The following is a 23,425-nucleotide window of genomic DNA, read 5'->3' on the forward strand; positions in this document are numbered from 1 at the left end:
GCCTCATTGCGGAAGGCCCTCATGATCGCCCACATCGCCATTCTGCTCGCCTTCCAGCTGGTCGGCGAGGTCATCCGCACCGCGCTGGGCCTGACCATTCCCGGCCCGGTCATCGGGATGGCGCTGTTCTTTGCCGCGCTTCTGCTGGTCCCGCGGCTTGCGGACAGCATCCGCGCGACGGCGCAAGGTTTGCTGGCGCACCTGTCGCTGCTGTTCGTGCCTGCGGGGGTCGGCATCGTCGGGCATCTCGACCGGCTCGGGTCGGACGGGCTGGCGCTGTTCGCGGCGATCCTGGGATCGACCACGCTGGCCATCGTCGTGGGCGTGCTGACCTTCGTGGGCGTCGCCCGGCTGACCGGAGGCCGCGATGACTGAATTCGCCGATATCTGGAGCTACCTTAGCCGCGATCCGCTGCTCTGGCTGACCGCCACGCTGATCGCCTATGTCGCCGGGGATGCGATCTTTCGCGCGTCGGGGCGCAAGCCGATCGCCAACCCGGTGCTGCTGTCGGTGGTGTTCCTTGCGGTCGTCCTGCAAGCCACGCGCACGCCCTATGCCACCTATTTCGAGGGCGCGCAGTTCATCCACTTCATGCTCGGCCCGGTGACGGTCGCGCTGGCTGTGCCGCTGCACAGCAACCTGCACCGGCTGAAAAGCGCCGCATTGCCGATGATCTGCGCGCTGTTTGCAGGCTCTCTGACCGCCATCGGGTCTGCTGTCGGCATCGCATGGGCGCTGGGCGTGACCGGCGAGACGCTGCTGTCCGTCGCCCCGAAATCCGCCACGGCCCCGGTCGCCATCGGCATCTCCGAAGCGATCGGCGGCTCGACCACGCTGACCGCCGTGCTGGTGATCCTGACCGGCATCACCGGCGCGATCATCGCAACCCCGCTGCTGAACGCGATGAAGATCACCGACTGGCGCGCGCGCGGCTTTGCGGTGGGGGTGGCGGCGCATGGCATCGGCACCGCGCGGGCGTTCCAGGTGAATGAGACGGCAGGCGCCTTTGCAGGGATCGGCATGGGGCTGAACGCGCTCTTGACGGCGATCCTTGCACCGCTGGTGGTGTCGCTGGTGTTCGGATGATCCTTGCGCGCCTGCGGTCCGGCACCGACTGGACGGGAACGCTGGCCCTGCTGCACGAGGCGTTTGCCTACATGGAGGGGCGGATCGACCCGCCGTCGTCGCTGCACCGGCTGGGACCAGGCGATCTGGACCGGCAGGCCGAGGCGGGCGAGGTCTGGATCATCGGTGCTGTCGATGCGCCAGAGGCCTGCATGGTGCTGACGCCGCAAGAGGACGCGCTGTATCTTGGCAAGCTGGCCGTGGCGCGGCACCGGCGCGGCTGCGGCCTTGCGCGGCGACTGGTGGATCACGCCGCCGGGCGCGCGCAGGTGTTGGGCCTGCCCCGCCTGCGGCTTCAGGCGCGGATCGAACTGGTGGAAAATCACGTGACGTTCGCCCGCCTTGGCTTTGCCGAGACGGCGCGCACCGCGCATCCGGGCTTTGACCGCCCAACCAGCCTGACGATGGAACGCCCGGTCTGACCGCTTGCCTTGGGCGTCCGCCAAGGCCAGTCTCTGCCCCGACCCACAGGAGTGCAGAATGACCGACGATCCCGACCGCCACGCCCAGAAAATGGCCAAGAAGAAGGCCGCCCGCGACAAGATCATGGCCACCAAAACCGGTGAGAAGGGCCTGATCATCGTCCACACCGGCAAGGGCAAGGGCAAATCCTCGGCCGCGTTCGGGATGATATTCCGCTGCATCGCGCACGGGATGCCGTCTGCGGTGGTCCAGTTCATCAAGGGCGGCATGTCGACCGGTGAGCGCGACCTGATCCTGTCGCGCTTCACCGACCTGTGCCAGTTTCACACCATGGGCGAGGGGTTCACCTGGGAAACCCAGGACCGCACCCGCGACACCGAGATGGCGCAGGCCGCGTGGGAGAAGGCGAAGGAACTGATCCGCGATCCGGCCAACCGGATGGTCCTGCTCGACGAGATCAACATCGCGCTGCGCTATGACTATATCGACATCAACGATGTCGTTGCCTTCCTGCGTGATGGAAAGCCCGCGATGACCCATGTCGTGCTAACCGGGCGCAACGCCAAGGACGAGCTGATCGAGATCGCCGACCTTGTGACCGAGATGGAGCTGGTCAAGCATCCGTTCCGGTCGGGCATCAAGGCGCAGATCGGCGTCGAGTTCTAACGGCTCTCGCTGTCGCCCCCGCTGGCCAGCTCTGGCCCCGTGCGGAAATACGACACGTCGTTGGTGAAGACGCTTTCCGGTTCCAGCCGGATCATCCTGCCATCGGGCGCATCGATACGCGCCACGGTGTCGATGAACCACGGGTTCCATGTGCTTTGTGGCCCGAGGTATTTCGTCAGCAGGCGACGAAGGCGGGCGGGGTCGGATGGCTCGACCGTAGCGCTGCCGCGCAGGCCGAGGTGGCGCAGGATGCCCCCGGCATTGTCGTAGTCCACGATTTCCACCGCGCAGGCGGGGTTGGCGGCAAGACGCTTCACGCTGGACGATGACGCATCGCCCAGCATCCACAGCGCGGGCGCTTCCCAGATGAACCACACCGGGCCGTTGCGCGGACTGCCATCGGCGGCGACCGTCGCGAGGTTCGCCATCAGCGGCAGGTGCAGGATCGTCTCTGGATCGAACGGGCGCGGCATTGCGTCAGCCTAGCGGGCGGTCAAGCGCGGCGATAGACCTCTTGCCCGCCGACCCATGTTGCGGTGACGCGGCCCTCCATCCGGGCGCTGTCGAAGGGAGTGTTCTTGGACTTGGACAAGAGCGTGAAGCGGTCGAGCACGAAGGGCGCGCCGGGGTCGAACAGCACCAGATCGGCGGGGGCACCGGGCGCAAGACGCCCCTGCGGCAGGCCAAGGCGGCGCGCGGGGTTCAGCGAAAGTGCCGCCCAAAGCCGGGGCAACTCGATCAGACCTTCATGCGCGAGGCGCAGGGCGGCGGGCAGCAGGGTTTGCAGGCCCACGGCCCCGGCGGCGGCCTCTTCAAAGGGAAGGCGCTTGGATTCCTCGTCCTGCGGCGTGTGCATCGACGAGACGGTGTCGATCAGCCCTGTCGCGACCGCCTCGACCACCGCCATGCGGTCGTCTTCAGATCGCAGCGGCGGCGTCAGCTTGAAGAAGGTGCGGTAGTCGCCCAGATCGAATTCGTTGAGCGTCAGGTGATGGATCGACACGCCCGCCGTTACGTCCAGCCCGTTCGCCTTGGCACGCTCCAGCGCGGGCAGGGCGCGGGCGGTGGTGATCTGGTCGGCGTGGTAGCGTGCGCCGGTCATTTCGACCAAGGCCATGTCGCGGTCGAATCCCATGCGCTCGGCCATCGACGACACAGCCGGAAGACCCTTGAGAGAGGCGAACTTGCCCGACGTCGCCGCCGCGCCCGCGCTGAGACCGGGGTCTTGCGGGTGGGCGATGACCAAAGCGCCAAGGGACCGCGCGTAGGTCAGGCAGCGCGAGAACACCCGGGTGTCGGTCACGACGTGGTCGACATCGGTGAAGGCCACCGCACCGGCGTCGAGCATGAAGCCGATCTCGACCATCTCGCGCCCCGCACGCCCCTTGGTCAGCGCCGACATCGGCGCGATGCGCACCGGTGAGGCTTCGGCGGCGCGGCGGGTGATGAATTCGAGCTGTTCCGGCGTGTCGGTGACCGGCAGCGTGTCGGGGCGCGTGACCATCGTGGTGACGCCGCCCGCTGCCGCCGCCAGACCGGCAGAACGGAAGGATTCCTTGTGCCGCTCGCCCGGCTCGCCGATCTTGACGCCAAGATCGACCATGCCGGGGGCCAGCACCTTGCCGCCGCAATCCTCGACGCGCAGGGCGCGGGCGGCGCGGGCCTCGATCGCGGCGGGGTCGGTCAGCACCTCGGCGATGGTGGTGCCGTCGATGTAGACCGCGCCGTGCGTTTCGGTCAGCGCCTCGGGGTCGATGAGGCGGGCGTTGGTCAGCAGAAGGCTCATGCCTCTCCTCTCTGGATGCGGCGCATGAGCGCGTAGACGGCGCGGGGGTCGTCGATCCGTTCGAACCCGATCTTCACCTCGCGTGATCCGTTCTTGGTGCGGCGGTAGGTGCTGGCGAACCAGACGTCGCCGGGCGTGCCGTCTTCCAGCGTCAGGACGGTATCGCGGGCGATCGGATAGCTGTCCAGCTTGCGGCCCCGGATCGGCAGTTCCGACGCGATGAAGGCGCGCTTGTCGGTCAGGGTGTACCAGGTGCGCGCACGGCGGTAGGCCGAGAACACGGTCGGCGTCAGCACAAGGCCGACCCCGACCGAGAAATGGATCAGGCCGAACATCCACATGAAGCCGCCCGCCGAGGCGGCCATGATCATCCAGAACAGCGCGAACCCGGCGAACACGATGCCGAAGCCGATCAGCGGCAGGTCGCGCGCGCGCCAGACCAGCCGTGCGTCGGGGCGTGCCTGCCACAAAATGCGCTCGCCCGGATCAAGGATGCCCTGCCAGCCGTCGGGAACGTCCGCAGGCGGCGCCGGGGGCGGCGGGGCGGCGGCCTCGCTCACCGGCCGCTCGCAAGGCTGAAGGCGACCGCGATCAGTGCCACCAGCGCGATGGCCGCGACGACGATCAGCGATCCGCGCGGCGCACGGCCCGGCGCGGGCACCGACTTGGGCGCGCCGGTGATCAGGCCCTCGGAGCTGCCCGCTGGCAGCGGCGCAAAGGCGACGGGGCTGTCCTCTTCGCGGTAGGTGCCGACATGACGCAGCGGGGCGATGATGGTCAGCGTCTGGTCGCCCGAGCCGAGCGCCGAAGACGGGATCACCACGATCACGCCGGTGATCCCGTCCAGCCGTGCCGCATCGGCGCCGATCTCGGACGGCGCTACACCCGCGCCATCGATAAGGTAGCGCGACAGGCCGAGGCCATCGAGCGTACTGGCGGGAAAGACCTCGACCTTGGCGGGATCGAGGTGCGCCGCGCCAAGCGCATCCTTCAACGGCCAGTCGCGCCCGTCTTCCGGCGGCTGCCAAGTGGCCAGATCGGCGGTGTCGATGTCGAGCGCGAACACCCGGACAAGCCCATGATCGCGCGGACCGATGGTCATGCGGTCACTCATGCCGCCGCCTCCTTGCGCCGCTCGCGCAGGTTCCGCGCGAGCAGGTCCATCGCGGCCATGCGAACGGCGACGCCCATCTCGACCTGATCCTGAATCACCGAGCGGTTGATGTCGTCCGCCAGCGTGCCGTCGATCTCGACGCCCCGGTTCATCGGGCCGGGGTGCATGACGATGGCGTCGTCCTTGGCATGGGCCAGCTTTTCGGCATCCAGCCCGTAGCGGTGATAATATTCCCGTTCCGACGGGATGAAGCCGCCGTCCATGCGTTCCTTCTGAAGCCGCAGCATCATCACCACGTCGACGTCTTCCAGCCCCGCCTTCATGTCGTGGAACACCTCGACGCCGAAATTCTCGATCCCGGCGGGCAGCAGCGTCGGCGGTGCGACAAGGCGCACGCGGTTCTCCATCTTGCCCAGCAGCAGGATGTTGGACCGCGCGACGCGGCTGTGCGCGATGTCGCCGCAGATGGCGATGGACAGGCGGTGCAGGCGGCCCTTGGCGTTGCGAATGGTCAGCGCGTCCAGCAGCGCCTGCGTGGGGTGTTCGTGCCGCCCGTCGCCCGCGTTGAGGACCGCGCAGTTCACCTTTTGCGCCAAAAGGTCCACCGCGCCCGACTGAGGATGCCGCACCACCAGAAGGTCCGGGTGCATCGCGTTCAGCGACAGCGCGGTGTCGATCAGCGTCTCGCCCTTCTTGATCGACGACGCCTGCATCGACATGTTCATCACGTCCGCGCCAAGCCGCTTGCCGGCAAGCTCGAAACTGGCCTGAGTGCGGGTCGAATTCTCGAAGAACATGTTGATCTGCGTCAGACCGTCCAGCGCGTCGCCGTGTTTGCGGTCGGACCGGTTGAGCGCGGCGTATTCCGCCGCAAGATCCAACAGGGTGACAATTTCGTCGGGGGCGAGATGCTCGATCCCGAGCAGATGGGATTGCCTGAAACTCATGCGCGCCTCGTGCCGGGTCGCGGGCGTTATACGGGCGGCAGGCGCGCCGGACAACGCCCATTTACCGCGCCGCGCGGCGCGCATAGCCTGCACCCCATGAGTCTTGCATTGGATTACCACACCGCCAAGGCCCTGCTGGAATGGCAGGTCGAGCTGGGCGTGACCGAGGCGATCTGCGAGACACCGGTGAACCGCTACGAGGTGGCAGAGCGGCCCGCACCCGCGATCCGCCGCGCCGAGGCCGCCGCGCCCGCGCCTGCCGAGGCACCCGCCGAAATCGATCCGGTGGCCTTGGCCGAGGTGGCGGCGCGGTCGGCGTCCGATCTTGACGGGCTGGCGGCGGCGATGGCTGCGTATGATCTGTGCGATCTGAAACGCGGGGCGCGGAACCTCGTGTTCTCGGACGGCGTGCCGGGCGCGGCCGTGATGGTCATCGGCGAGGCGCCGGGGCGCGACGAGGACATGCAGGCCAAGCCCTTTGTCGGTCGGGCTGGGCAGTTGCTGGACCGGATGCTTGGGGCGATTTCCCATGCACGGGCCCCGCAGGACGGCCACGCGCCGGTCTACATCACCAACGTGCTGCCGTGGCGACCGCCGCAGAACCGCGATCCGTCGCCCGAGGAAATCGCGATGATGCTGCCGTTCCTGCGCCGCCATGTCGAACTGGCCGCGCCGCGCCTCATCGTGCTGATGGGCAATATCGCATGTCAGGCGGTGCTGGGGCGCAAGGGCATCACCCGGATGCGCGGCGAGTGGACAGAGGCGTTCGGCACGCCGGTGCTGCCGATGTTCCATCCTGCCTACCTGCTGCGAAACCCCGAACGCAAACGCGAGGCCTGGGCGGATCTTCTGGCGCTTCAGGCGCGGTTGCGGGACGGGGCATGATCGACCCCGTGGTTCTTCTGGCTTTCGTTCCGGCCGCGCTGGCGCTGAACCTGACGCCGGGGGCGGACATGATGTTCTGTCTGGGCCAAGGCCTGCGCGGCGGGCCGCGTGCGGCGCTGGCGGCGGATGTCGGCATCGCGGCGGGCTGCATGGTGCATGTGCTTCTGGCGGGGATCGGGCTGGGGGCCGCCGTCGCCGCCGCGCCGTGGCTGTTCGAGGCGATCCGCTGGATCGGTGTCGCCTATCTGCTGATCCTTGCCGTGCAGACGTTGCGCGCCGGTCCGGTAGTGCGCGATGTCCCGCCGGTACGCCCGTCGCGGGCGTTCCGCGAGGCGCTGGTGGTAAACCTGACCAACCCCAAGGTGATCCTGTTCGTGCTGGCCTTCCTGCCGCAATTCGTCGATCCCGCGCGGCCCGTGCTGCCGCAGTTCCTGATCCTCGGCGCGGTGTTGTCGCTGGGCGGGCTTGTCATCAACGGGCTGGTCGGCGTCTTCGCAGGCGGGGCCGGGCGCAGGCTGGCGCGGTCGGCCACCGCCGCGCGTTGGCTGGGCCGGATCAGCGCGGCCGTCTTCGTCGGCCTCGCGGTGCGGCTGGCTCTCATGCAAAGGAGCTGAGCGAATGCCCGGCATCGACGAGACGCTTGAATTCATCCCGGTGCGGATCGCGGTCCTGACCGTCTCCGACACCCGGACTGAGGCTGACGACCGCTCTGGCGACACGCTGGTGGACCGGCTGACGGCGGCGGGGCACCGGCTGGCCGCGCGCGGGATCGTCCGCGACGATCGCGCGGCGATTGCGGAACAACTGCGCGACTGGTGCGCCGACCCGGCCATCGACGTGATCCTGTCCACCGGCGGCACCGGCCTGACGGGCCGTGACGTTACGGTCGAGGCGCACCGCGATGTCTATGAGAAAGAGATTGAGGCGTTCGGCACCGTGTTCACCATCGTCTCGATGCAGAAGATCGGAACGTCGGCGGTGCAAAGCCGCGCGACTGGGGGCGTGGCGATGGGCACCTACCTGTTCGCGCTGCCCGGAAGCCCCGGCGCCTGCAAGGATGCCTGGGACGAAATCCTGGCCCCGCAGCTCGACTATCGGCATCGCCCCTGCAACTTTGTCGAAATATTTCCGCGTCTGGACGAACATCGGCGACGGAAATAGGCAAACCGGACGTATAACCCCCTTGTGACGAGCTGCCGCTTTGTGAAGCGACTGTCTCGCGCTAGCTAACGCAACGTCGGCAGTCGCAGGGGACCCAACCGCGATGAGATTTCTACGCCGCAGCCTTGTGGGGCTGTTCCTGTTGTCCGTGACGCTGGGCGTGCTCGCCTATGCCGGGCAGATGATCTACGGCGCGGTGCAGGCCCGGCTGTCCGACGAGCCGCCCGAACGGCCCGCGCGCGAGCGTGTGTTCGCCGTCAATACCGTCACCGTCACGCCCGAGACGATCACGCCGGTGATGACCGTTTTCGGCGAGGTGCGCAGCCGCCGCACGCTGGAACTGCGGGCCAGCGCGGGCGGAACGATCGTCGAGCTGTCCGAGAATTTCGAGGAAGGCGGCGAAGTGGCGGCGGGCGAGTTGCTGCTGCGGATCGACCCCACCGACGCGCAATCCGCGCTCGATACGGCTGAGACGTCGCTGGCCGAGGCAGAGGCAGAGGTCGCCGAGGCGACGCGTGCCGTCACGCTGGCCGAGGATGACGTCGCAGCGGCGGAGGAACAGTTGCAGTTGCGCACGCAGGCGCTTGACCGGCAGCGCGATCTTGTGACGCGCGGCGTCGGCACCGAAGCGGCGGTCGAGACTGCGGCGCTTGCGGCAAGTTCGGCGCGGCAGTCGCTGGTGTCGCGGCGGCAGGCGATGGCCACGGCGATGGCACGGGTCGATGGTGCCCGCACCGCGTTGCGGCGGCAGGAAATCGCGGTGAACGAGGCGCAGCGCCGGGTCGCCGAAACCGAGGTCTTTGCTGAATTCGCCGGAACCCTCAGCGGCGTCACCGCAGTCGAAGGCGGCATCGTCACTGCGAACGAACAGCTTGCCAGCCTGATCGACCCCAATGCGCTGGAAGTCGCGTTCCGGGTTTCCACCTCGCAATATTCGCGCCTGCTGGACGGTGACGGGCGGCTGATCGGTGCGCCCGTGGTCGCCGGTCTGGACGTTCTCGGGGTCGATCTGACCGCCACGGGCACAATCAGCCGCGAGGGCGCCGCCGTGGGCACCGGCCAGACCGGGCGCCAGATCTTCGCACGCCTCGACGACGCGCAGGGCTTCCGGCCCGGCGATTTCGTCACGGTAAGGATCGAGGAGCCGCCTCTCGAGCGTGTCGCTTCGCTGCCCGCGACGGCTGTCGATGCCGCCGGAACCGTGCTGGTGGTGGGCGAGGACGACCGCCTGGAGGTCGCGCAGACCGAGGTCCTGCGGCGCCAGGGCGATGCCGTTGTCGTGTCCGCGGCGGGGCTTGCGGGCCGTCAGGCCGTGCGGGAACGCACGCCGCTATTGGGCGCCGGGATCAAGGTGCGCGTCGTCAATCCGCCTGAAGCGGGCGACGCGCCCCAGCCGGTGAACGATCTGGTCGAGTTGACCGAGGAACGCCGCGCGCGGCTGGTAGCCTTTGTCGAAGGCAACAGCTTCATGCCGGACGAGGCCAAGAAGCGGGTGCTTGCGCAACTGTCGCAGGACCGCGTTCCGGTGCGCACCGTCGAGCGCATCGAAAGCCGGATGGGAGGCTGATCCATGGCCGAGCGCTTCAAGCCGGTTGGCGGGCTGCTGTCCTACTTTACCCGCCACGGCACGGCGGCGAACCTGCTTCTGGTGCTTCTGCTGACGGCGGGCATCGTGTCCTTTCCCAAGATGCGGGCGCAGTTCTTTCCCGACGTGATCATCGACGAAGTCGATGTCTCTGTCACCTGGGACGGCGCCGGGGCCGAGGACATCGACCGCGCCATCGTGCAGCCACTTGAACAGGCGCTGCTGGCCGTCGAGGGCGTCGAGGGCACAGAAGCCACGTCGCGCGAAGGGCGCGCCAGCATCGAGATCGAGTTCGAGCCGGGCTGGGACATGTCGCGCGCCGCCGACGACGTGGAGGCGGCGGTGGACGGGGTGTCGAACCTGCCCGAGGACGCCGATGCGCCCGAAGTCAGCCGGGGCGGCTGGCGCGACAGGGTGACGGATGTGGTCATCACCGGCCCGGTGGGGCCGGACCAGCTTGGGCGCTTCGCGGACGAGTTGGTGACGCGGCTGTTCGCCGAGGGTGTGACGCGCGCCACGATCCGGGGCCTTGCCGCGCCCGAAACGGTCGTCGAGGTGCCCTCGCTTTCGTTGATCCGCCACGAGATCACCATGGCCGAAATCTCGCAGGCCATCGCGGCCGAGGCGGAAACCGATCCTGCGGGTGACGTGGACGGAGCCAATGCGCGGGTCCGCACCGGCACCGCGCGCACCTCGGCTGACCAAATCGCGAACATTGAGCTGCGCTCGAACCCCGACGGATCGAAACTGCGGATCGGCGATGTCGCGACCGTGCGCGTCGGCGGGATCGACCGTGACCGCGCCTATTTCGTGGGCGAGAACCCGGCGATCTCGGTGCAGGTCGACCGGTCGGACCGGGGCGACGCCATCGACATCCAGCGGCAGGTCGAAGAGGTCGCCGCCGAACTGGAACGCACGTTGCCCGCGGGCGTGTCGGTCGATCTGATCCGCACCCGCGCCGAGGCGATCAGCGGTCGTTTGAACATCCTGCTGGAAAACGGGCTGACCGGCCTTGGCCTTGTGGTGCTGCTGCTGTTCCTGTTCCTGAATGCGCGCACCGCGTTCTGGGTCGCCGCAGGCATCCCCGTCGCCATGACGGCGGCCATCGCGATCATGTATGCCGCTGGCCTGACGCTCAACATGATCTCGCTGTTCGCGCTCATCATTACGCTGGGCATCGTGGTGGACGATGCCATCGTCGTGGGCGAACACAGCGATTTCCGCGCCAAGCGGCTGGGCGAGCCGCCGATGCTGGCCGCCGAGAACGCCGCGCGCCGGATGTTCGCGCCGGTGTTCTCGTCCACCATCACCACGGTGATCGCGTTCTTCGGCCTCGTGGCCATCGGCGGGCGGTTCGGTGATCTGATCTCGGACATTCCTTTCACGGTGATCGTGGTGCTGCTGGCGTCGCTTGTGGAATGCTTCCTGATCCTGCCCAACCACATGGCGCATGCGGTGTCGGCGCCGGGCAAGTCGCCCTGGTACGATGTGCCCAGCCGCTTCGTGAACCGGGGCTTCACCTTTGTGCGCGACACGCTGTTCCGCCCGCTGATGGCGGGCGTCGTCTGGGCGCGGTATCCGGTGCTTGCGCTGGTGATCCTGCTCTTGGGCACGCAAATCGCATCCTTCGTGCGCGGCGATCTGCAATGGCGCTTTTTCTCGTCGCCCGAACAGGGCAGCGTTTCGGGTAACTTTGCCATGGCGCCGGGTGCCACGCGCGAAGACACGCTTGAAATGATGCGCGAGATGCAGCGCGCAACCGACGCCGTCGCCGCCCGGCTGGAGGCCGAGCACGGGCTGAACCCGCTGGACTACGTCATCGCCGAGATCGGCGGAAACACCGGGCGCGCGCTGTCGGGAACCGACAGCAAGGAGGCGTATCAGCTTGGCTCCATCGCCATCGAACTGATCGACGCCGACCTGCGCCCGTACTCGTCCTTCGAGTTCGTCGCCGAGCTTCAGGAAGAGGTCGTCAACCACCCGCTGGCCGAAACCGTCAGCTTTCGCGGCTGGCGGTCGGGACCGGGCGGCGACGCGCTGGACGTTGAATTCTCGGGCGCGGACGCCACGACGCTCAAAGCCGCCGCCGAGGCGCTGAAATCGCGTGTCGGGCAGTTCGGCGAGGTCTCGGCGCTGGAGGACACGCTGGCCTACGACAAGTCGGAGCTGGTGCTGAATCTGACACCGCAGGGCACGGCGCTTGGCTTTACCATCGACGAGTTGGGGCGCGTGCTGCGCAACCGGCTAAACGGGATCGAGGCGGCGACCTACCCTGTCGGCCCCCGATCTGCGTCGATCCGTGTGGAACTACCGCCGGACGAGCTGACGGCGGATTTCCTGAACCGCACGCTGATGCGCAGCACGTCCGGCGCCTATGTTCCGCTGGCGGACATCGTGACCGTGACCGAGGACACCGGATTCTCGACCGTGCGGCGCGAGAACGGGCTGCGGCTGGTGTCTGTCACGGGCGACATCGCCGACGACGACCCGGACCGCGCCAACGAGATCATCCAGTCGCTGCGCGAGGACATCCTGCCCGGCATCGAAGAGGAATACGGCGTCAACTGGCGGCTTGCCGGTCTGGCCGAGCAGGAGGGCGAATTCCTGAACGACGCGCGGGACGGGTTCATCCTGTGCCTGCTGGGCATCTACCTTGTGCTGGCCTGGATCTTTTCCAGCTGGACGCGGCCCGTCGTGGTCATGGCGATCATTCCCTTTGGCCTTGTGGGGGCGTTCTACGGTCATGCCCTGTGGGATGTGCCGCTGACGATGTTCTCGGTCGTGGGGATGATCGGGATGACCGGGATCATCATCAACGATTCCATCGTGCTGGTCACGACGGTCGACGAATACGCCGAGGACAGGGGCCTGATCCCTGCGATCATCGACGGTGCGGCGGACCGCCTGCGCGCGGTGTTCCTGACGACGGCGACGACGGTTCTGGGCCTTGCGCCGCTGCTGTACGAGACGTCCGAACAGGCGCAGTTCCTCAAGCCCACGGTGATCACGCTGGTCTACGGCCTTGGCTTCGGCATGGTGCTGGTGCTGCTGGTGGTGCCCGCGCTTCTGGCGATGCAGCAGGACGTCGGCAAGCAGGTGCGCGCGTTCCGGCGCGGGCTGGGCGCAGGGCGCCCGGCGCGCGGCGTGCAGGCGGCGACGGTCCTGTCCGCCCTTCTGGTTGCTGGCGCTTTCGCGGTGACGATGGGCGCGGTGATCGTCACCGGCGCGCTGCCCGCGCCGCTGGGCGACGTGGTGCCGGACGGGACGGCCCCGCTGCTTGCGGCCTTCGGGATGTTCCTTGCCGCTGCGGGAGCGATTGCGACTGCGATGTATTTCCTATCAGCTCTGGTGATCGCGGTCGCGGGGCGGCGGGCGGCATAGTCATCCCGTCACCTTGACAGCGCCCCGCCTCGCCAGCTACCGCCAAGCGCGATCCGCAGACGGAAAGAGGCGCCCATGACCGAGATGTTCGACGACCGCAAGGCCACCGCAGCCGCCTGGTTCCGGCACTTGCGCGACGAGATCGTCGCGTCCTTCGAGGCGCTGGAACAGTCGCACACCGAAGGGCCGTTTGCGGACGAGGCACCGGGGTCCTTCGAGGTGACAGAGACCAGCCGCACCTCTGACGATGGCAGCGACGCGGGCGGCGGGTTGATGAGCGTGATGCGTGGCGGGCGGGTGTTCGAGAAGGTCGGCGTGAACGTCTCGACCGTCTACGGCACGCTGCAGGAGCGTGCGCAAAAGGCGATGGCGGCGCGCAAGGACATTCCCGGCATTTCAGACGACCCGCGCTTCTGGGCGTCCGGCATCAGCCTTGTGGCGCACATGCGCAACCCGATGGCTCCGGCGGTCCACATGAACACGCGGATGTTCTGGACCCCCCACGCCTGGTGGTTCGGCGGCGGATCGGACCTGAACCCCTGCATCGAGTTCGCCGAAGACACCGCGCATTTCCACGACACGCTGCGCGCCCATTGCGAGCCGCACGACGTGTCGTTCTACCCGCGCTACAAGGCGTGGGCGGATGAGTATTTCTACATCCCGCACCGCAAGCGCGCGCGGGGGGTCGGCGGCATCTTTTATGACGACCATTGCTCGGGCGACTGGGACAAGGATTTCGCCTTCACGCAGGATGTCGGGCGCGCCTTCCTGCCCGCCTATGTCCCGCTGGTCGAAAAGCATCGCACCGATGCCTTCACCGAGGACGACCGCGAGACGCAGCTGCGCCACCGGGGCCTTTATGCGGAATACAACCTTGTCTACGATCGGGGCACCAAGTTCGGGCTGGAGACGGGGCACGACCCCGATGCCGTCCTGATGAGCTTGCCGCCGATCGCCAAGTGGTACTGACCGCCTTGCGGTGGCCACGGCACACCGCAGGCACGGGCGTTGGGCCATGCTGTCGGTCCTGAGCCACCGCAATTTCGCGCGCCTGTTCGGCGCGCAGGTGATTGCGCTGATGGGCACGGGACTGTTGACCATCGCGCTGGGGCTGGTGGCCTACGATCTGGCGGGCGCCGACGCCGGGCGTGTACTGGGCCTCGCGCTCACGATCAAGATGCTGGCCTATGTCGGGCTGTCCCCTGTCGCGGCGGCGGTGGTCGCGCGGCTTGACCGGCGGCGGGTGCTGGTCGGTGCCGATCTGGTGCGGGCGGGCGCCGCGCTGTGCCTGCCCTTCGTCACCGAGGAATGGCAGATCTACGCGCTGATCTTCGTGCTTCAGGCCGCGTCCGCGACGTTCACGCCCACGTTTCAGGCGGTGATCCCCGACATCCTGCCGGACGAGGCCGACTATACCCGCGCGCTGTCGCTGTCGCGGCTGGCCTATGATCTGGAAAACGTCCTGTCGCCCGCGCTGGCGGGGCTGCTGCTGACGGTGATCGCAAGCAACGGGTTATTCGCGGGGACCGGCATCGGGTTCCTGGTCTCTGCCGCGTTGGTGGCGGGGGCGGCGGTGCCCACGCCGCGCGGCATCGCGCCGCGTCCGTTCCGCGACAGGCTGACACGCGGGACACGGATTTTCATCGCAACGCCCCGGCTGCGCGGGCTTCTGGCGCTGAATGTCGCCGTCGCGTTCTCGGGCGCGGTGGTGATCGTGCTGTCGGTGGTGATCGCGCGGTCCGTCTATGGCGGGGGCGAGGGCGATCTGGCCTGGGCGATGGGCGCCTACGGGCTGGGCTCGATGCTTGTGGCGCTGGGCTTGCCGATGGTGCTGGACCGCGCGGGCGAGCGTCCTGTCATGCTGCTGGCCGGGCTGCTGGCGGGCGGAGGCATGGCGGGGACGGGCGCGGTGATCCTGCTGACGGGTTGGCCGGGATGGGGCGCGTTCCTTGCGCTGTGGTGCGTGATGGGCGCTGCGGCGTCGGGGATCATGACGCCGTCCGGGCGTCTTCTGCGACGCTCTGCCCATGCCGAGGATCGCCCCGCCGTCTTCGCCGCGCAGTTCGCGCTAAGCCATGCGTGCTGGCTGGTGGCCTATCCGGCGGCGGGGCTGATCGGGTCTGCGGGCGGGCCTGCGGCGGCCATGCTGGCACTGGGGGCGGCGGCATTGGGCGGGGTTGCCTATGCTGCCCTTCTGTGGCCCGCAGGCTTGCCGGATGCGGTGGCGCATACGCATGACGACCTTCCGCCCGATCATCCGCATTTGCGCGGTGCCGAGCGACGCGGCGGCGCCTACTGGCACAGGCATGTGTTCGTCATCGACGACGAACACCATGCCTGGCCGACGCAAGGTTAGCCGCGCAGCGCCTCGAGCATGACATGCACATTCTCGGGGTCGGCCTCGGGCGTGATGCCGTGGCCAAGGTTGAAGATGTGCGGGCCTCCGGCGAAGGCGGCCTTGATGCGCTTTGTCTCGTCGATCAGGCGCTGGCCGCCCTCGATCATCAGCGCCGGGGACAGGTTGCCCTGAACGCAGCCGTCTTTTTGCACGTTCGCCGCCGCCCAGTCGGAATCGACCGAGTTGTCGATGGCCACGCAATCGGCCCCTGTCGCGGCGTGAAAGCCGATGTAGGCATCGCCTGCCTCACGCGGGAAGGCGATGACGGGGACGTGGGGATACCTGGCCTTGAGGGCCGAGATGATCCGCTTGGCAGGTGCCGTTGCGTATTTGTCGAACGCTTCGCCACGCAGCGATCCGGCCCAGCTGTCGAACAGCTTGACCACTTCCGCGCCCGCGTCGATCTGTGCCGACAGGTAAAGGATCGTCGCCTCGGTGATCCGGTCCATCAGCGCATCGAAGGTCGCGGGGTCCTCGCGCATCAGCGCATGGGCGGGGGCCTGGTCGGGCGTGCCGCGCCCGGCGATCATGTAGGTCGCCACGGTCCAGGGCGCGCCCGCAAAGCCGATCAACGTGGTCTCCGCAGGCAGCTCGCGCGCCAGGATCTTCACCGTCTCGTAGATCGGCGACAGGGTCTCGTGGATCGCGTCCGCCGGTTTCAGCTTGGCGAAATCATCCGCCCCGGTGATCGTGGACAGGCGCGGGCCTTCGCCGGTGACGAACCACAGGTCGGCCCCCAGCGCGTCGGGCACCAGCAGGATGTCGGCGAACAAGATGGACCCGTCAAAGCCGTAGCGGCGGATCGGCTGCAACGTGACCTCGGCGGCCAGTTCGGGATTGTAGCACAGCGACAGAAAGTCGCCCGCCTTGGCGCGCGTTTCGCGGTATTCGGGCAGATAGCGCCCGGCTTGCCGCATCAGCCACACCGGCGGCACGTCCATAATCTCGCCCTTGAGCGCCCGCATCAGTTTTTTGGTTTCCGCCATGCCTGTCCCCGGTTTATTGCTGCCCTGTCGTCCCTTGTCGCCGCGCGCCTGTCAAGGCAGGCGATTGTCAATCCGGGCTGACACCGGCTAAAGGACTTTGCATGGCACTTACACTTCCCAGTCCCGCTTCACCCCTCAAGATCGGCACCCGTGGGTCTCCGCTTGCGCTGGCGCAGGCCAATGAGACGCGGCACCGGCTGGCCGACGCCTTCGGACTGCCCGAAGAGGCATTCTCGGTCATCGTCATCAAGACGACCGGCGACCGCGTGCTGGACCGCCCACTGAAAGAGATCGGCGGCAAAGGACTGTTCACCCGCGAGATCGAAGAGGCGATGCTGGCAGGCGAGATCGACATCGCCGTGCATTCGATGAAGGACATGCCGGTGGACCAGCCGGGCGGGCTGGTGCTGGACACCTACCTGCCGCGCGAGGACCCGCGCGACGCCTTCGTGTCGCTGTCGGTCAAGGGTTTGGCCGATCTGGCCGAGGGCGCGGTGGTCGGCACGTCGTCGCTGCGCCGCAAGTCGCAGCTTCTAAATCGGCGGCCCGACCTGCAGGTGGTGGAGTTCCGTGGCAACGTGCAGACCCGCCTGCGCAAGCTGGCGGACGGCGTCGCCGTGGCGACGTTCCTCGCCCAAGCGGGACTGAACCGGCTGGGGATGCTGGACGAGGTGCCGCACGGAACCATTGAAACCGACGACATGCTGCCCGCCGTGGCGCAGGGCGCCATCGGGATCGAGCGGCGCGAGGACGACACCCGCGTCGCCGAGATGCTGGCGGCGATCCACGACACCGAGACCGGGAAGCGGCTGGCGGCGGAACGCGCGTTTCTGGCCGCGCTCGACGGGTCCTGCGAGACGCCCATCGCCGGACTGGCCGAGATCGACGGCGCAACGCTGCGCCTGCGCGGCGAGATCCTGCGCACGGACGGGTCGGAATGCCTGGCCGATGCCGTGAGCGGCGCGGTCGAGGACGGCCCCGAGATGGGCAGCGCCCTGGCGGCTGGCCTGCTGGCGCGGGCCGGAGAGGGCTTTTTCGACTGGAAATGAGCGCCTTCGGCGCACGCGATGCCTTGGGGGGCTCCGCCCCCGCCGCGCTGCCGCGCGACTCCCCCGTTTCGAGTATTTGGGGACCAAAGATGATGCGGGGGGAGCGCGCTAGTCGGGGATCACCTTGCCGGGGTTCATGATGCCCTTGGGGTCGATCGCCCGCTTGATCCGGCGCATCACGGCAAGGGCAACCGGGTTCTTGCGGCGCCGCATCGAGGGCAGTTTCGACAGGCCGATGCCATGTTCGGCCGAGAAGCTGCCATTGAGGGCCAGCACGACCTCTTCGACGGCCTCGTTCATGCGGTCGCGCAGTGCCTCGTCTTCGGAAGAGGGCCAGATGGTCAGGTGCACATTGCCGTCGCCCAGATGCGAGACCAGGGTATGTTCGACCCCGGCGTCAAGCGCGGCGAGGGCGGCATAGGTCTGGTCCAGGAAGGCCGCCACCTTGTCGAGCGGCACCGCGATGTCAGTCGTCAGGTTCGGCTTGCGGGCGACCGAGACCTCGGCGGCGGCCTCGCGCCGCGCCCACATCTCTTGCCGGTCGCGCCCGGTGCGGGCGACCACGGCGTCGGTCACGGTGCCGTCCTCCAATCGCCGGGCCAGCGTCGCTTCGAGCAGGTCGACGACCGGGATCGTGCCCTCGGACGTTTCGGCGGCGTCGCGGGCGGCGGTGGCGGCGACCTCGATGAGGATGTTGACCTCGTGCCGGTCCGCGAAGGGCGCGCGCAGGTCGGGATGCACGGTGGCCAGCGCGTCGAAATAGCTTTGCGGCATGTATTCGAACGCCTCGACCCCGCCGCCGGTCTCGGCCTGGAGGTCGTTCAGCAGCGCCAGCGCGTCGGCGAGCGAAGGGACGGCCACCATCGCGGTGGCATGGGCGCGCGGCGCAGGCACCAGTTTGACCACGGCGGCGGTGATGATCCCCAGCGTGCCCTCGGCGCCGATGAACAGATCACGCAGGTCGTAGCCAGAGTTGTCCTTGTGCAATTCGCTCATCAGGTCGAGCACGGTGCCGTCCGGAAGCACCGCCTCGATCCCCAGCACCAGCGCGCGGGTGTTGCCGTAGCGCAGCACGTTCGAGCCGCCCGCGTTGGTGGACAGGATGCCGCCCACCATCGCCGAGCCGCGCGCGCCGAAGAACACCGGGAAGGCAAGGTCGTGCTCGGCCACCGCATCATGCAGTTTCGACAGGATCACGCCGGCCTCGGCGGTGGCGGTGCGGGCGGCGGGGTTGATCGCGCGAACGGCGCGCAGGCGTTCGACAGACACCATGATCGCGCCGTCGGATTTCGTGCCGCCCGCGACGCCGGTGTTGCCCGAGACCGGGACCACGGGCGTTCCGGTGTCATGAGCGATCTTCAGCACCGCCGAGACCTCGAGGGTCGATCCGGGGCGGGTGACGGCCATTGGCGTGCTGACGTAGCGGCCCGTCCAGTCGCGCGCATAGCGTGCCATGTCCTCGCCGGTGAGGACATGGCCCTCGCCCAGCGCCTCGGTCAGTCTGCCGATCACGTCCATGCCGATCCTCCCCAAGGCGCGTAACCCGCTTGGGATGCCGCGTTTCGCGCCGAGGGGCAAGCGGGGCGTTAGGTCAGACGGCGGAGGAATAGGCTGTTTGCGGTGCCTCGTAGCCATCGAAGTGGCGCGCGATGATCCGGGTCAGGGGGCGGGCGTTCGGCAGGATCGACAGCCGGTCGTCTCGCATCTGCACAATGCCGGGAAAGGCGCTTTCGACGCCGTCCACAAGGCGCGCGATCTCGGTCGGCGCGGCCCCTGTCTCGGTGGCCAGCCTGCCGAGATCGGCGGCGAAGTCGCACATCAGCATCTCGATCAGGCGGCCGCGCAGGATGTCGTCCCTGGTGAAGACGTGCCCGCGCTTGATCGGCACAAGCCCGCCGCGCACCGCCGCCTGGTAGCGCGAGGTCGCAGCGTCGTTCTGGGCGTAGCCTTGCGGGTAGCGCGAGATGGACGACGCGCCGACCCCGATCAGGACATCCATCGCATCGTCGGTGTAGCCCTGGAAATTGCGCCGCAGCCGTCCGCCGCGCTGCGCAGTCTGCAGCCGGTCCCCGGGCCGCGCGAAATGGTCGATGCCGATCTCGTCGTAGCCGTCCCAGACGAACAGCTGGCGCGCCGTGTTGAACAGGTTCAATCGTTCCTCGGGCGTGGGCAGGGTATCGGTGGGAATCATCGTCTGGCGCTTGGCCATCCAGGGCACATGGGCATACCCGAACAGCGCCACGCGGTCCGGCGACAGCGACAGCACCAGTTCGACCGATTCGGCGATGCGGGCGCGGGTCTGGTGCGGCAGACCGTAGAGGATGTCGACGTTCAGGCTGGCGATCCCGGTGGCGCGGAGCATGTCCACGGCGGTCTTGGTGATCTGGTAGGTCTGCGGGCGTCCGATGGTCTGCTGGATCAGCGGGTCGAAATCCTGCACGCCGATGGAGGCGCGGGTCATCCCCGCCCGCGCAAGAGCGTCGGTGCGGGGCTGGTCGATCTCGTTCGGGTCGATCTCGACCGAGAATTCAGCGCCGGGGGCGAGCGGGGCAAGATCCTCGATCGCCCGGGCCAGATCGGCGATCATTTCGGGACCGAGGAGCGTGGGCGTGCCGCCGCCCCAGTGTAGATGGCCGATTCGCACGCCGCGCGGCAGGATCGTGGCCAGATGCCGCAACTCTGTCTTCAGCGTGTCGACATAGGCCGCGACCGGGGCCGCGCTGGGCGATCCTTGCGTGCGGCAGGCACAGAACCAGCACAGCCTTCGGCAGAACGGCACATGCAGATAAAGCGAGATGTTCGACCCCTCGGGGATCGAGCCGATCCAGCCCGATACCGTGTCGGCATCGACCCCTCCCACGAAATGCGGCGCGGTCGGGTAGCTGGTGTAACGCGGCACGCGGGCGTCAAAAAGCCCAAGCCGCCTGAGTTGCGCGAGGTTGTCCATTCCCCTATCAATATGGGGCGCGCGACGTTGCGCCTTGATCCGGATCAAACGGAAAAAATGTCCTCAGCCGTCATCGACCTCAAGAATTGCGACAATTGCCCGATCCGTCATCGCGCCGTGTGCGCGCGGTGCGAGCCGGACGAGCTGGAGCAGCTTGAGGACATCAAGTTCTATCGAACCTACGACGCGGGCCAGCCGATCATGTGGGCCGGAGACCAGATGGAATTTGTCGCCTCGGTCGTCACGGGCATCGCGACCCTGTCCCAGACCATGGAAGACGGGCGCACCCAGATGGTCGGGCTGCTGCTGCCGTCCGATTTCATCGGGCGCCCGGGCCGGGTGCGCGCCAGCTATGACGTCACGGCGGTGTCCGAGGTGACGATCTGCTGCTTCCGGCGCAAGCCGTTCGAGACGATGATGGTGACGACGCCGCACATCGGCCAGCGCCTGCTCGAGATGACGCTCGATGAACTGGACGCGGCGCGGGAATGGATGCTGATCCTTGGCCGCAAGACCGCGCGCGAGAAGATCGCGAGCCTTTTGGCGATCATCGCCCGGCGCGAGGCGTCGCTGCATCTTGGCAAGACCGGCGACGGGTTCGCCTTTGACCTGCCCCTGACGCGCGAAGCGATGGCGGATTACCTTGGCCTGACGCTAGAAACGGTCAGCCGCCAGATCTCGGCGCTCAAGCGCGATGGCGTGATCGCGCTTGAGGGCAAGCGGCGGGTGATCGTGCCCGATTTCGATGCCCTGATCGACGAGACCGGCGACGACGCCGATGGTGGCCTTCTGTCGTGACCGCGGCCCCGGTGTCGCGCAGGGGTGTCCTTGCCGGAGCCGCCAGCCTTGTCGCCGCGCCTGCGCTGTCGCAGCGCGCCTTGCCGCAGCCCAGCGGATACCTTCGCACGAACTGGTCGCGTGATCCCTTCGCATTCGGCTCATACTCGAATCTCGGGCTGACCGCCCGGCGCGCGGACCGCGTGGCGCTGGCGGGCGATGTTCACGGACGTCTTTGGCTGGCGGGCGAGGCGGCGCATCCGGATCATCCATCCACAGTGCATGGCGCGATCCTGTCTGGGCGCGACGCCGCGGCCGGGGTGCTTGAAACCGGCGCACGGCGCGTCCTTGTCGTGGGCGCCGGCGTCGCGGGGCTGGCTGCGGCGCGGGTGCTGACCGACGCGGGGCGCGAGGTTTCGGTGATCGAGGCGCGCGCCCGGATCGGCGGGCGGGTATGGACCGACCGCAGCCTCGGCACCCCGGTCGATCTGGGCGCGGCCTGGATTCACGGGGCGCGGGGCAATCCGGTGACGAAGATCGCGGATGGGCTGCGGCTGGACCGACTGCGCAGCGACTACGAGGGGCTGGTCCTGCGCGGGCCGGGTGGTGCGCGGGTGCGCCGTTTGTCTCCCGAGCTGCGGGACGTGCTGTTCATCGCGCAGGAATATGCCGAGGATCCCGCCGAGCTGTCCCCCGAGGCACTGGACGAAGGGGAAGCCTTCGGCGGGTCGGACTACGTTTTTCAAGGCGGATACGCGGCGATTCCCGAGGCCTTGGCGCAGGGCCTCGACATCCGGCTTGGGCTGACGGTGACGGACGTTGCCGTAAGCGGCGCGGGGGTCGATGTGACGGCCAGGGGCGCTGCGATGCGGGCTGATGCGGCGATCGTGACCGTGCCGTTGGGTGTGCTGAAGGCGGGCAGCGTGCGGTTCTCGCCGCCGCTACCGGACCGCACGGCACAGGCCATCGCGGGCCTTGCGATGGGCGTCCTTGACAAGCTGGCGCTGCGGTTTGACGACGTCTTCTGGGACGAGGACGCCGAAGTGATCGCTTTCGCCGGTCAGACGGACGGGGAGTTCGCCGCCTTCATCAACCTGTTGCCCGTCACCGGGGCGCCGGTTCTGGTCGCCTTCAACGCCGCAGGCGCAGCGCGGCGCCTGGCCGGAAGGCCTGACACCGCGCTTGTGGCCGGGGCGATGGCGTCCCTGTCCGCGATGTATGGCTGACGGCGCCTAGTGCGCCATCAGAACCGGGACCGTCGCCGTCTGCAGCATGTTGCGGGTGGCGCCGCCCAGGATCGCCTCGCGGAACCGCGAATGGCCATAGGCGCCCATCACCACCAGATCGGCGCCGATATCCTCGACATGGCGGCACAGCACGTCCGAGATGCGCGGCATCGTCCGGGCCAGCACCGATACCTCGGCGCGCACGCCGTGGCGTGACAGCATCTCACCCAGCGCGCCGCCCGGGTCCGACCGGTCGGGGCCATGTTTCGGCGGGTCGATGATTGCGATGTTGACGCTGTCCGCCGCCTTGAGGATCGGCAGCGCGGCGCGAATCGCCGACAGCGCCTCGGCGCTTTCGTTCCAGGCGATGACGACGCGGTGCGCGTCCTCGGGCAGGGGGGCGTTCAGCGGCATGAAGAGCACCGGGACCTGTCCGCCGAACAGCGCCGCCTCGACGACCGCCTCATGTTCCGGACCGCGCCCATCGCCGTAGGGCTTCGGCAGCACGACCAGATCGGCCATGCGGGTATGGTGCGCCACGATGGACGACACCGCCGCGAATTGCGCCGTCGCCGTTTCGCAGGTGTAAAGCGTTCCCGTGCCCTTCATCCGGTGATCGACAAGCGCGGCCAGCGCGGCCGCATCCTCGCGCGCCTGGGTCAGGTTGGTGTCCAGCACCACAGCGCTGGCCCCGGCATAGTAGAACCCCGCCTCGGTGCGATCGACGCCGATGCAGACGGCGTGCAGATGTCCGTCCTCGCGCCGGGCGATAGCTGCGGCGGCGTCCAGCCCGGCCGCACCGGTTTCGGCGTCCGTCAGCACAGTTGCGATTGTCTTGTAGGCCATGTGTCCTCCTTCGGTCGGTCGATTGGCGAACCTTGGCGATACCCTCGATCAACGCGCGAGGCGCCGTCCTTGACGCATGTCAATTCTTGCCGCGCTCACGGTTGACATGGATCAAGGCGGCT

Annotated in this window: 23 protein-coding genes; 14 read left to right on the top strand and 9 right to left on the bottom strand. The window is 68.1% G+C overall.

What is annotated here, in order from left to right; all coding sequences use genetic code 11:
- Positions 1-21: 21 nt before the first annotated feature.
- From KTJ87_RS00440 to cobO, 4 genes are read left to right on the top strand one after another with little or no spacing between them, the layout of a single operon-like run.
- Positions 22-375 (top strand): CidA/LrgA family protein, encoded by a 354-nt coding sequence (locus KTJ87_RS00440; protein ID WP_267137094.1) that lies wholly within the window; start codon positions 22-24, stop codon positions 373-375.
- Entirely contained in the window at positions 368-1,087 is a 720-nt protein-coding gene (locus KTJ87_RS00445) for an LrgB family protein (RefSeq protein ID WP_267137095.1), read from the top strand. Before KTJ87_RS00440 ends, KTJ87_RS00445 begins: the two co-directional genes overlap by 8 nt.
- Complete coding sequence (locus KTJ87_RS00450; RefSeq protein WP_267137096.1) at positions 1,084-1,548, top strand: GNAT family N-acetyltransferase; 465 nt, start codon at positions 1,084-1,086, stop codon at positions 1,546-1,548. The genes KTJ87_RS00445 and KTJ87_RS00450 overlap by 4 nt, the downstream gene beginning before the upstream one ends.
- 58 nt (positions 1,549-1,606) lie before the next feature.
- A complete protein-coding gene (cobO, locus tag KTJ87_RS00455) occupies positions 1,607-2,215 on the top strand; it encodes a cob(I)yrinic acid a,c-diamide adenosyltransferase (RefSeq protein WP_267137097.1) in 609 nt (202 codons plus the stop codon).
- On the opposite strand, the gene KTJ87_RS00460 is transcribed toward cobO, so the two are convergent.
- Genes KTJ87_RS00460 through KTJ87_RS00480 form a run of 5 tightly spaced genes read right to left on the bottom strand, consistent with a single transcriptional unit; the run spans position 2,212 to position 6,062 of the window.
- Positions 2,212-2,688 (bottom strand): pyridoxamine 5'-phosphate oxidase family protein, encoded by a 477-nt coding sequence (locus tag KTJ87_RS00460; protein WP_267137098.1) that lies wholly within the window; start codon positions 2,686-2,688, stop codon positions 2,212-2,214. The two genes, cobO and KTJ87_RS00460, sit on opposite strands and share 4 nt — an antisense overlap.
- A 20-nt stretch (positions 2,689-2,708) precedes the next feature.
- Positions 2,709-4,001, bottom strand: a complete 1,293-nt coding sequence (gene pyrC, locus KTJ87_RS00465; protein WP_267137099.1) for a dihydroorotase — start codon at positions 3,999-4,001, stop codon at positions 2,709-2,711.
- Entirely contained in the window at positions 3,998-4,561 is a 564-nt protein-coding gene (locus KTJ87_RS00470; protein ID WP_267137100.1) for an aspartate carbamoyltransferase catalytic subunit, read from the bottom strand. The genes pyrC and KTJ87_RS00470 overlap by 4 nt, the downstream gene beginning before the upstream one ends.
- Entirely contained in the window at positions 4,558-5,115 is a 558-nt protein-coding gene (locus KTJ87_RS00475; RefSeq protein WP_267137101.1) for a hypothetical protein, read from the bottom strand. The genes KTJ87_RS00470 and KTJ87_RS00475 overlap by 4 nt, the downstream gene beginning before the upstream one ends.
- Positions 5,112-6,062 carry an aspartate carbamoyltransferase catalytic subunit gene (locus KTJ87_RS00480; RefSeq protein WP_267137102.1) on the bottom strand — a complete coding sequence of 317 codons (951 nt, stop codon included), beginning with the start codon at positions 6,060-6,062 and terminating at the stop codon, positions 5,112-5,114. The genes KTJ87_RS00475 and KTJ87_RS00480 overlap by 4 nt, the downstream gene beginning before the upstream one ends.
- 96 nt (positions 6,063-6,158) lie before the next feature.
- On the opposite strand from KTJ87_RS00480, the gene KTJ87_RS00485 reads away from it, so the two are divergent.
- The 7 genes from KTJ87_RS00485 to KTJ87_RS00515 all read left to right on the top strand — a co-directional run bounded on the left by KTJ87_RS00485 (position 6,159) and on the right by KTJ87_RS00515 (position 15,430).
- On the top strand, positions 6,159-6,947 hold the full coding sequence (locus KTJ87_RS00485; protein ID WP_267137103.1) for a uracil-DNA glycosylase: 789 nt from the start codon (positions 6,159-6,161) through the stop codon (positions 6,945-6,947).
- Positions 6,944-7,561, top strand: a complete 618-nt coding sequence (locus KTJ87_RS00490) for a LysE family translocator (protein ID WP_267137104.1) — start codon at positions 6,944-6,946, stop codon at positions 7,559-7,561. Before KTJ87_RS00485 ends, KTJ87_RS00490 begins: the two co-directional genes overlap by 4 nt.
- Positions 7,562-7,565: 4 nt before the next feature.
- Positions 7,566-8,108, top strand: a complete 543-nt coding sequence (gene moaB / locus KTJ87_RS00495; protein WP_267137105.1) for a molybdenum cofactor biosynthesis protein B — start codon at positions 7,566-7,568, stop codon at positions 8,106-8,108.
- 103 nt (positions 8,109-8,211) lie between these two features.
- Positions 8,212-9,675, top strand: a complete 1,464-nt coding sequence (locus KTJ87_RS00500; protein WP_267137106.1) for an efflux RND transporter periplasmic adaptor subunit — start codon at positions 8,212-8,214, stop codon at positions 9,673-9,675.
- A 3-nt stretch (positions 9,676-9,678) separates the two neighbouring features.
- Positions 9,679-13,074, top strand: coding sequence for an efflux RND transporter permease subunit (locus KTJ87_RS00505; RefSeq protein ID WP_267137107.1), 3,396 nt, complete (start codon positions 9,679-9,681; stop codon positions 13,072-13,074).
- Between the two features lie 84 nt (positions 13,075-13,158).
- Positions 13,159-14,043, top strand: a complete 885-nt coding sequence (gene hemF, locus KTJ87_RS00510) for an oxygen-dependent coproporphyrinogen oxidase (RefSeq protein ID WP_267137904.1) — start codon at positions 13,159-13,161, stop codon at positions 14,041-14,043.
- 46 nt (positions 14,044-14,089) lie between these two features.
- The gene (locus KTJ87_RS00515) at positions 14,090-15,430 is read left to right on the top strand and encodes an MFS transporter (protein WP_267137108.1); all 1,341 of its coding nucleotides are present in this window, start codon (positions 14,090-14,092) and stop codon (positions 15,428-15,430) included.
- On the opposite strand, the gene hemE is transcribed toward KTJ87_RS00515, so the two are convergent.
- Positions 15,427-16,458: a uroporphyrinogen decarboxylase gene (hemE, locus tag KTJ87_RS00520; protein WP_267137109.1), complete on the bottom strand. Its 1,032-nt coding sequence runs from the start codon at positions 16,456-16,458 to the stop codon at positions 15,427-15,429. The genes KTJ87_RS00515 and hemE overlap by 4 nt on opposite strands.
- A gap of 101 nt (positions 16,459-16,559) precedes the next feature.
- On the opposite strand from hemE, the gene hemC reads away from it, so the two are divergent.
- On the top strand, positions 16,560-17,507 hold the full coding sequence (gene hemC, locus KTJ87_RS00525) for a hydroxymethylbilane synthase (RefSeq protein WP_267137110.1): 948 nt from the start codon (positions 16,560-16,562) through the stop codon (positions 17,505-17,507).
- 108 nt (positions 17,508-17,615) lie between these two features.
- Here hemC and KTJ87_RS00530 read toward each other — a convergent pair whose 3' ends face one another.
- Positions 17,616-19,025, bottom strand: coding sequence for an FAD-binding oxidoreductase (locus KTJ87_RS00530; RefSeq protein WP_267137111.1), 1,410 nt, complete (start codon positions 19,023-19,025; stop codon positions 17,616-17,618).
- 73 nt (positions 19,026-19,098) lie between these two features.
- Positions 19,099-20,454, bottom strand: coding sequence for an oxygen-independent coproporphyrinogen III oxidase (hemN, locus tag KTJ87_RS00535; RefSeq protein WP_267137112.1), 1,356 nt, complete (start codon positions 20,452-20,454; stop codon positions 19,099-19,101).
- Positions 20,455-20,511: 57 nt separating this feature from the next.
- Between hemN and fnrL the strand changes: the two genes are divergently transcribed.
- On the top strand, positions 20,512-21,252 hold the full coding sequence (fnrL, locus tag KTJ87_RS00540) for a transcriptional regulator FnrL (protein ID WP_267137113.1): 741 nt from the start codon (positions 20,512-20,514) through the stop codon (positions 21,250-21,252).
- A complete protein-coding gene (locus KTJ87_RS00545; protein WP_267137114.1) occupies positions 21,249-22,457 on the top strand; it encodes an FAD-dependent oxidoreductase in 1,209 nt (402 codons plus the stop codon). The genes fnrL and KTJ87_RS00545 overlap by 4 nt, the downstream gene beginning before the upstream one ends.
- Positions 22,458-22,463: 6 nt before the next feature.
- Here KTJ87_RS00545 and KTJ87_RS00550 read toward each other — a convergent pair whose 3' ends face one another.
- Complete coding sequence (locus KTJ87_RS00550) at positions 22,464-23,303, bottom strand: universal stress protein (RefSeq protein ID WP_267137115.1); 840 nt, start codon at positions 23,301-23,303, stop codon at positions 22,464-22,466.
- Between the last annotated feature and the right edge of the window lie 122 nt (positions 23,304-23,425).

It is taken from the genome of Anianabacter salinae (genome assembly GCF_019061145.1).
GTDB lineage: Bacteria > Pseudomonadota > Alphaproteobacteria > Rhodobacterales > Rhodobacteraceae > Anianibacter > Anianibacter salinarum.

What these genes read in the sequence shown, in the direction of transcription:
- KTJ87_RS00445 (WP_267137095.1), top strand. Translation starts at nt 368, where the DNA reads ATGACTGAATTCGCCGATATCTGGAGCTACCTTAGCCGCGATCCGCTG.
- KTJ87_RS00450 (WP_267137096.1), top strand. Translation starts at nt 1,084, where the DNA reads ATGATCCTTGCGCGCCTGCGGTCCGGCACCGACTGGACGGGAACGCTG.
- KTJ87_RS00550 (WP_267137115.1), bottom strand. Translation starts at nt 23,303, where the DNA reads ATGGCCTACAAGACAATCGCAACTGTGCTGACGGACGCCGAAACCGGT.
- KTJ87_RS00485 (WP_267137103.1), top strand. Translation starts at nt 6,159, where the DNA reads ATGAGTCTTGCATTGGATTACCACACCGCCAAGGCCCTGCTGGAATGG.
- hemF (WP_267137904.1), top strand. Translation starts at nt 13,159, where the DNA reads ATGTTCGACGACCGCAAGGCCACCGCAGCCGCCTGGTTCCGGCACTTG.
- hemE (WP_267137109.1), bottom strand. Translation starts at nt 16,458, where the DNA reads ATGGCGGAAACCAAAAAACTGATGCGGGCGCTCAAGGGCGAGATTATG.
- pyrC (WP_267137099.1), bottom strand. Translation starts at nt 4,001, where the DNA reads ATGAGCCTTCTGCTGACCAACGCCCGCCTCATCGACCCCGAGGCGCTG.
- KTJ87_RS00515 (WP_267137108.1), top strand. Translation starts at nt 14,090, where the DNA reads ATGCTGTCGGTCCTGAGCCACCGCAATTTCGCGCGCCTGTTCGGCGCG.
- cobO (WP_267137097.1), top strand. Translation starts at nt 1,607, where the DNA reads ATGACCGACGATCCCGACCGCCACGCCCAGAAAATGGCCAAGAAGAAG.
- hemC (WP_267137110.1), top strand. Translation starts at nt 16,560, where the DNA reads ATGGCACTTACACTTCCCAGTCCCGCTTCACCCCTCAAGATCGGCACC.
- hemN (WP_267137112.1), bottom strand. Translation starts at nt 20,454, where the DNA reads ATGGACAACCTCGCGCAACTCAGGCGGCTTGGGCTTTTTGACGCCCGC.
- KTJ87_RS00530 (WP_267137111.1), bottom strand. Translation starts at nt 19,025, where the DNA reads ATGGACGTGATCGGCAGACTGACCGAGGCGCTGGGCGAGGGCCATGTC.
- KTJ87_RS00480 (WP_267137102.1), bottom strand. Translation starts at nt 6,062, where the DNA reads ATGAGTTTCAGGCAATCCCATCTGCTCGGGATCGAGCATCTCGCCCCC.
- KTJ87_RS00490 (WP_267137104.1), top strand. Translation starts at nt 6,944, where the DNA reads ATGATCGACCCCGTGGTTCTTCTGGCTTTCGTTCCGGCCGCGCTGGCG.
- KTJ87_RS00505 (WP_267137107.1), top strand. Translation starts at nt 9,679, where the DNA reads ATGGCCGAGCGCTTCAAGCCGGTTGGCGGGCTGCTGTCCTACTTTACC.
- moaB (WP_267137105.1), top strand. Translation starts at nt 7,566, where the DNA reads ATGCCCGGCATCGACGAGACGCTTGAATTCATCCCGGTGCGGATCGCG.
- KTJ87_RS00440 (WP_267137094.1), top strand. Translation starts at nt 22, where the DNA reads ATGATCGCCCACATCGCCATTCTGCTCGCCTTCCAGCTGGTCGGCGAG.
- fnrL (WP_267137113.1), top strand. Translation starts at nt 20,512, where the DNA reads ATGTCCTCAGCCGTCATCGACCTCAAGAATTGCGACAATTGCCCGATC.
- KTJ87_RS00460 (WP_267137098.1), bottom strand. Translation starts at nt 2,688, where the DNA reads ATGCCGCGCCCGTTCGATCCAGAGACGATCCTGCACCTGCCGCTGATG.
- KTJ87_RS00475 (WP_267137101.1), bottom strand. Translation starts at nt 5,115, where the DNA reads ATGAGTGACCGCATGACCATCGGTCCGCGCGATCATGGGCTTGTCCGG.
- KTJ87_RS00500 (WP_267137106.1), top strand. Translation starts at nt 8,212, where the DNA reads ATGAGATTTCTACGCCGCAGCCTTGTGGGGCTGTTCCTGTTGTCCGTG.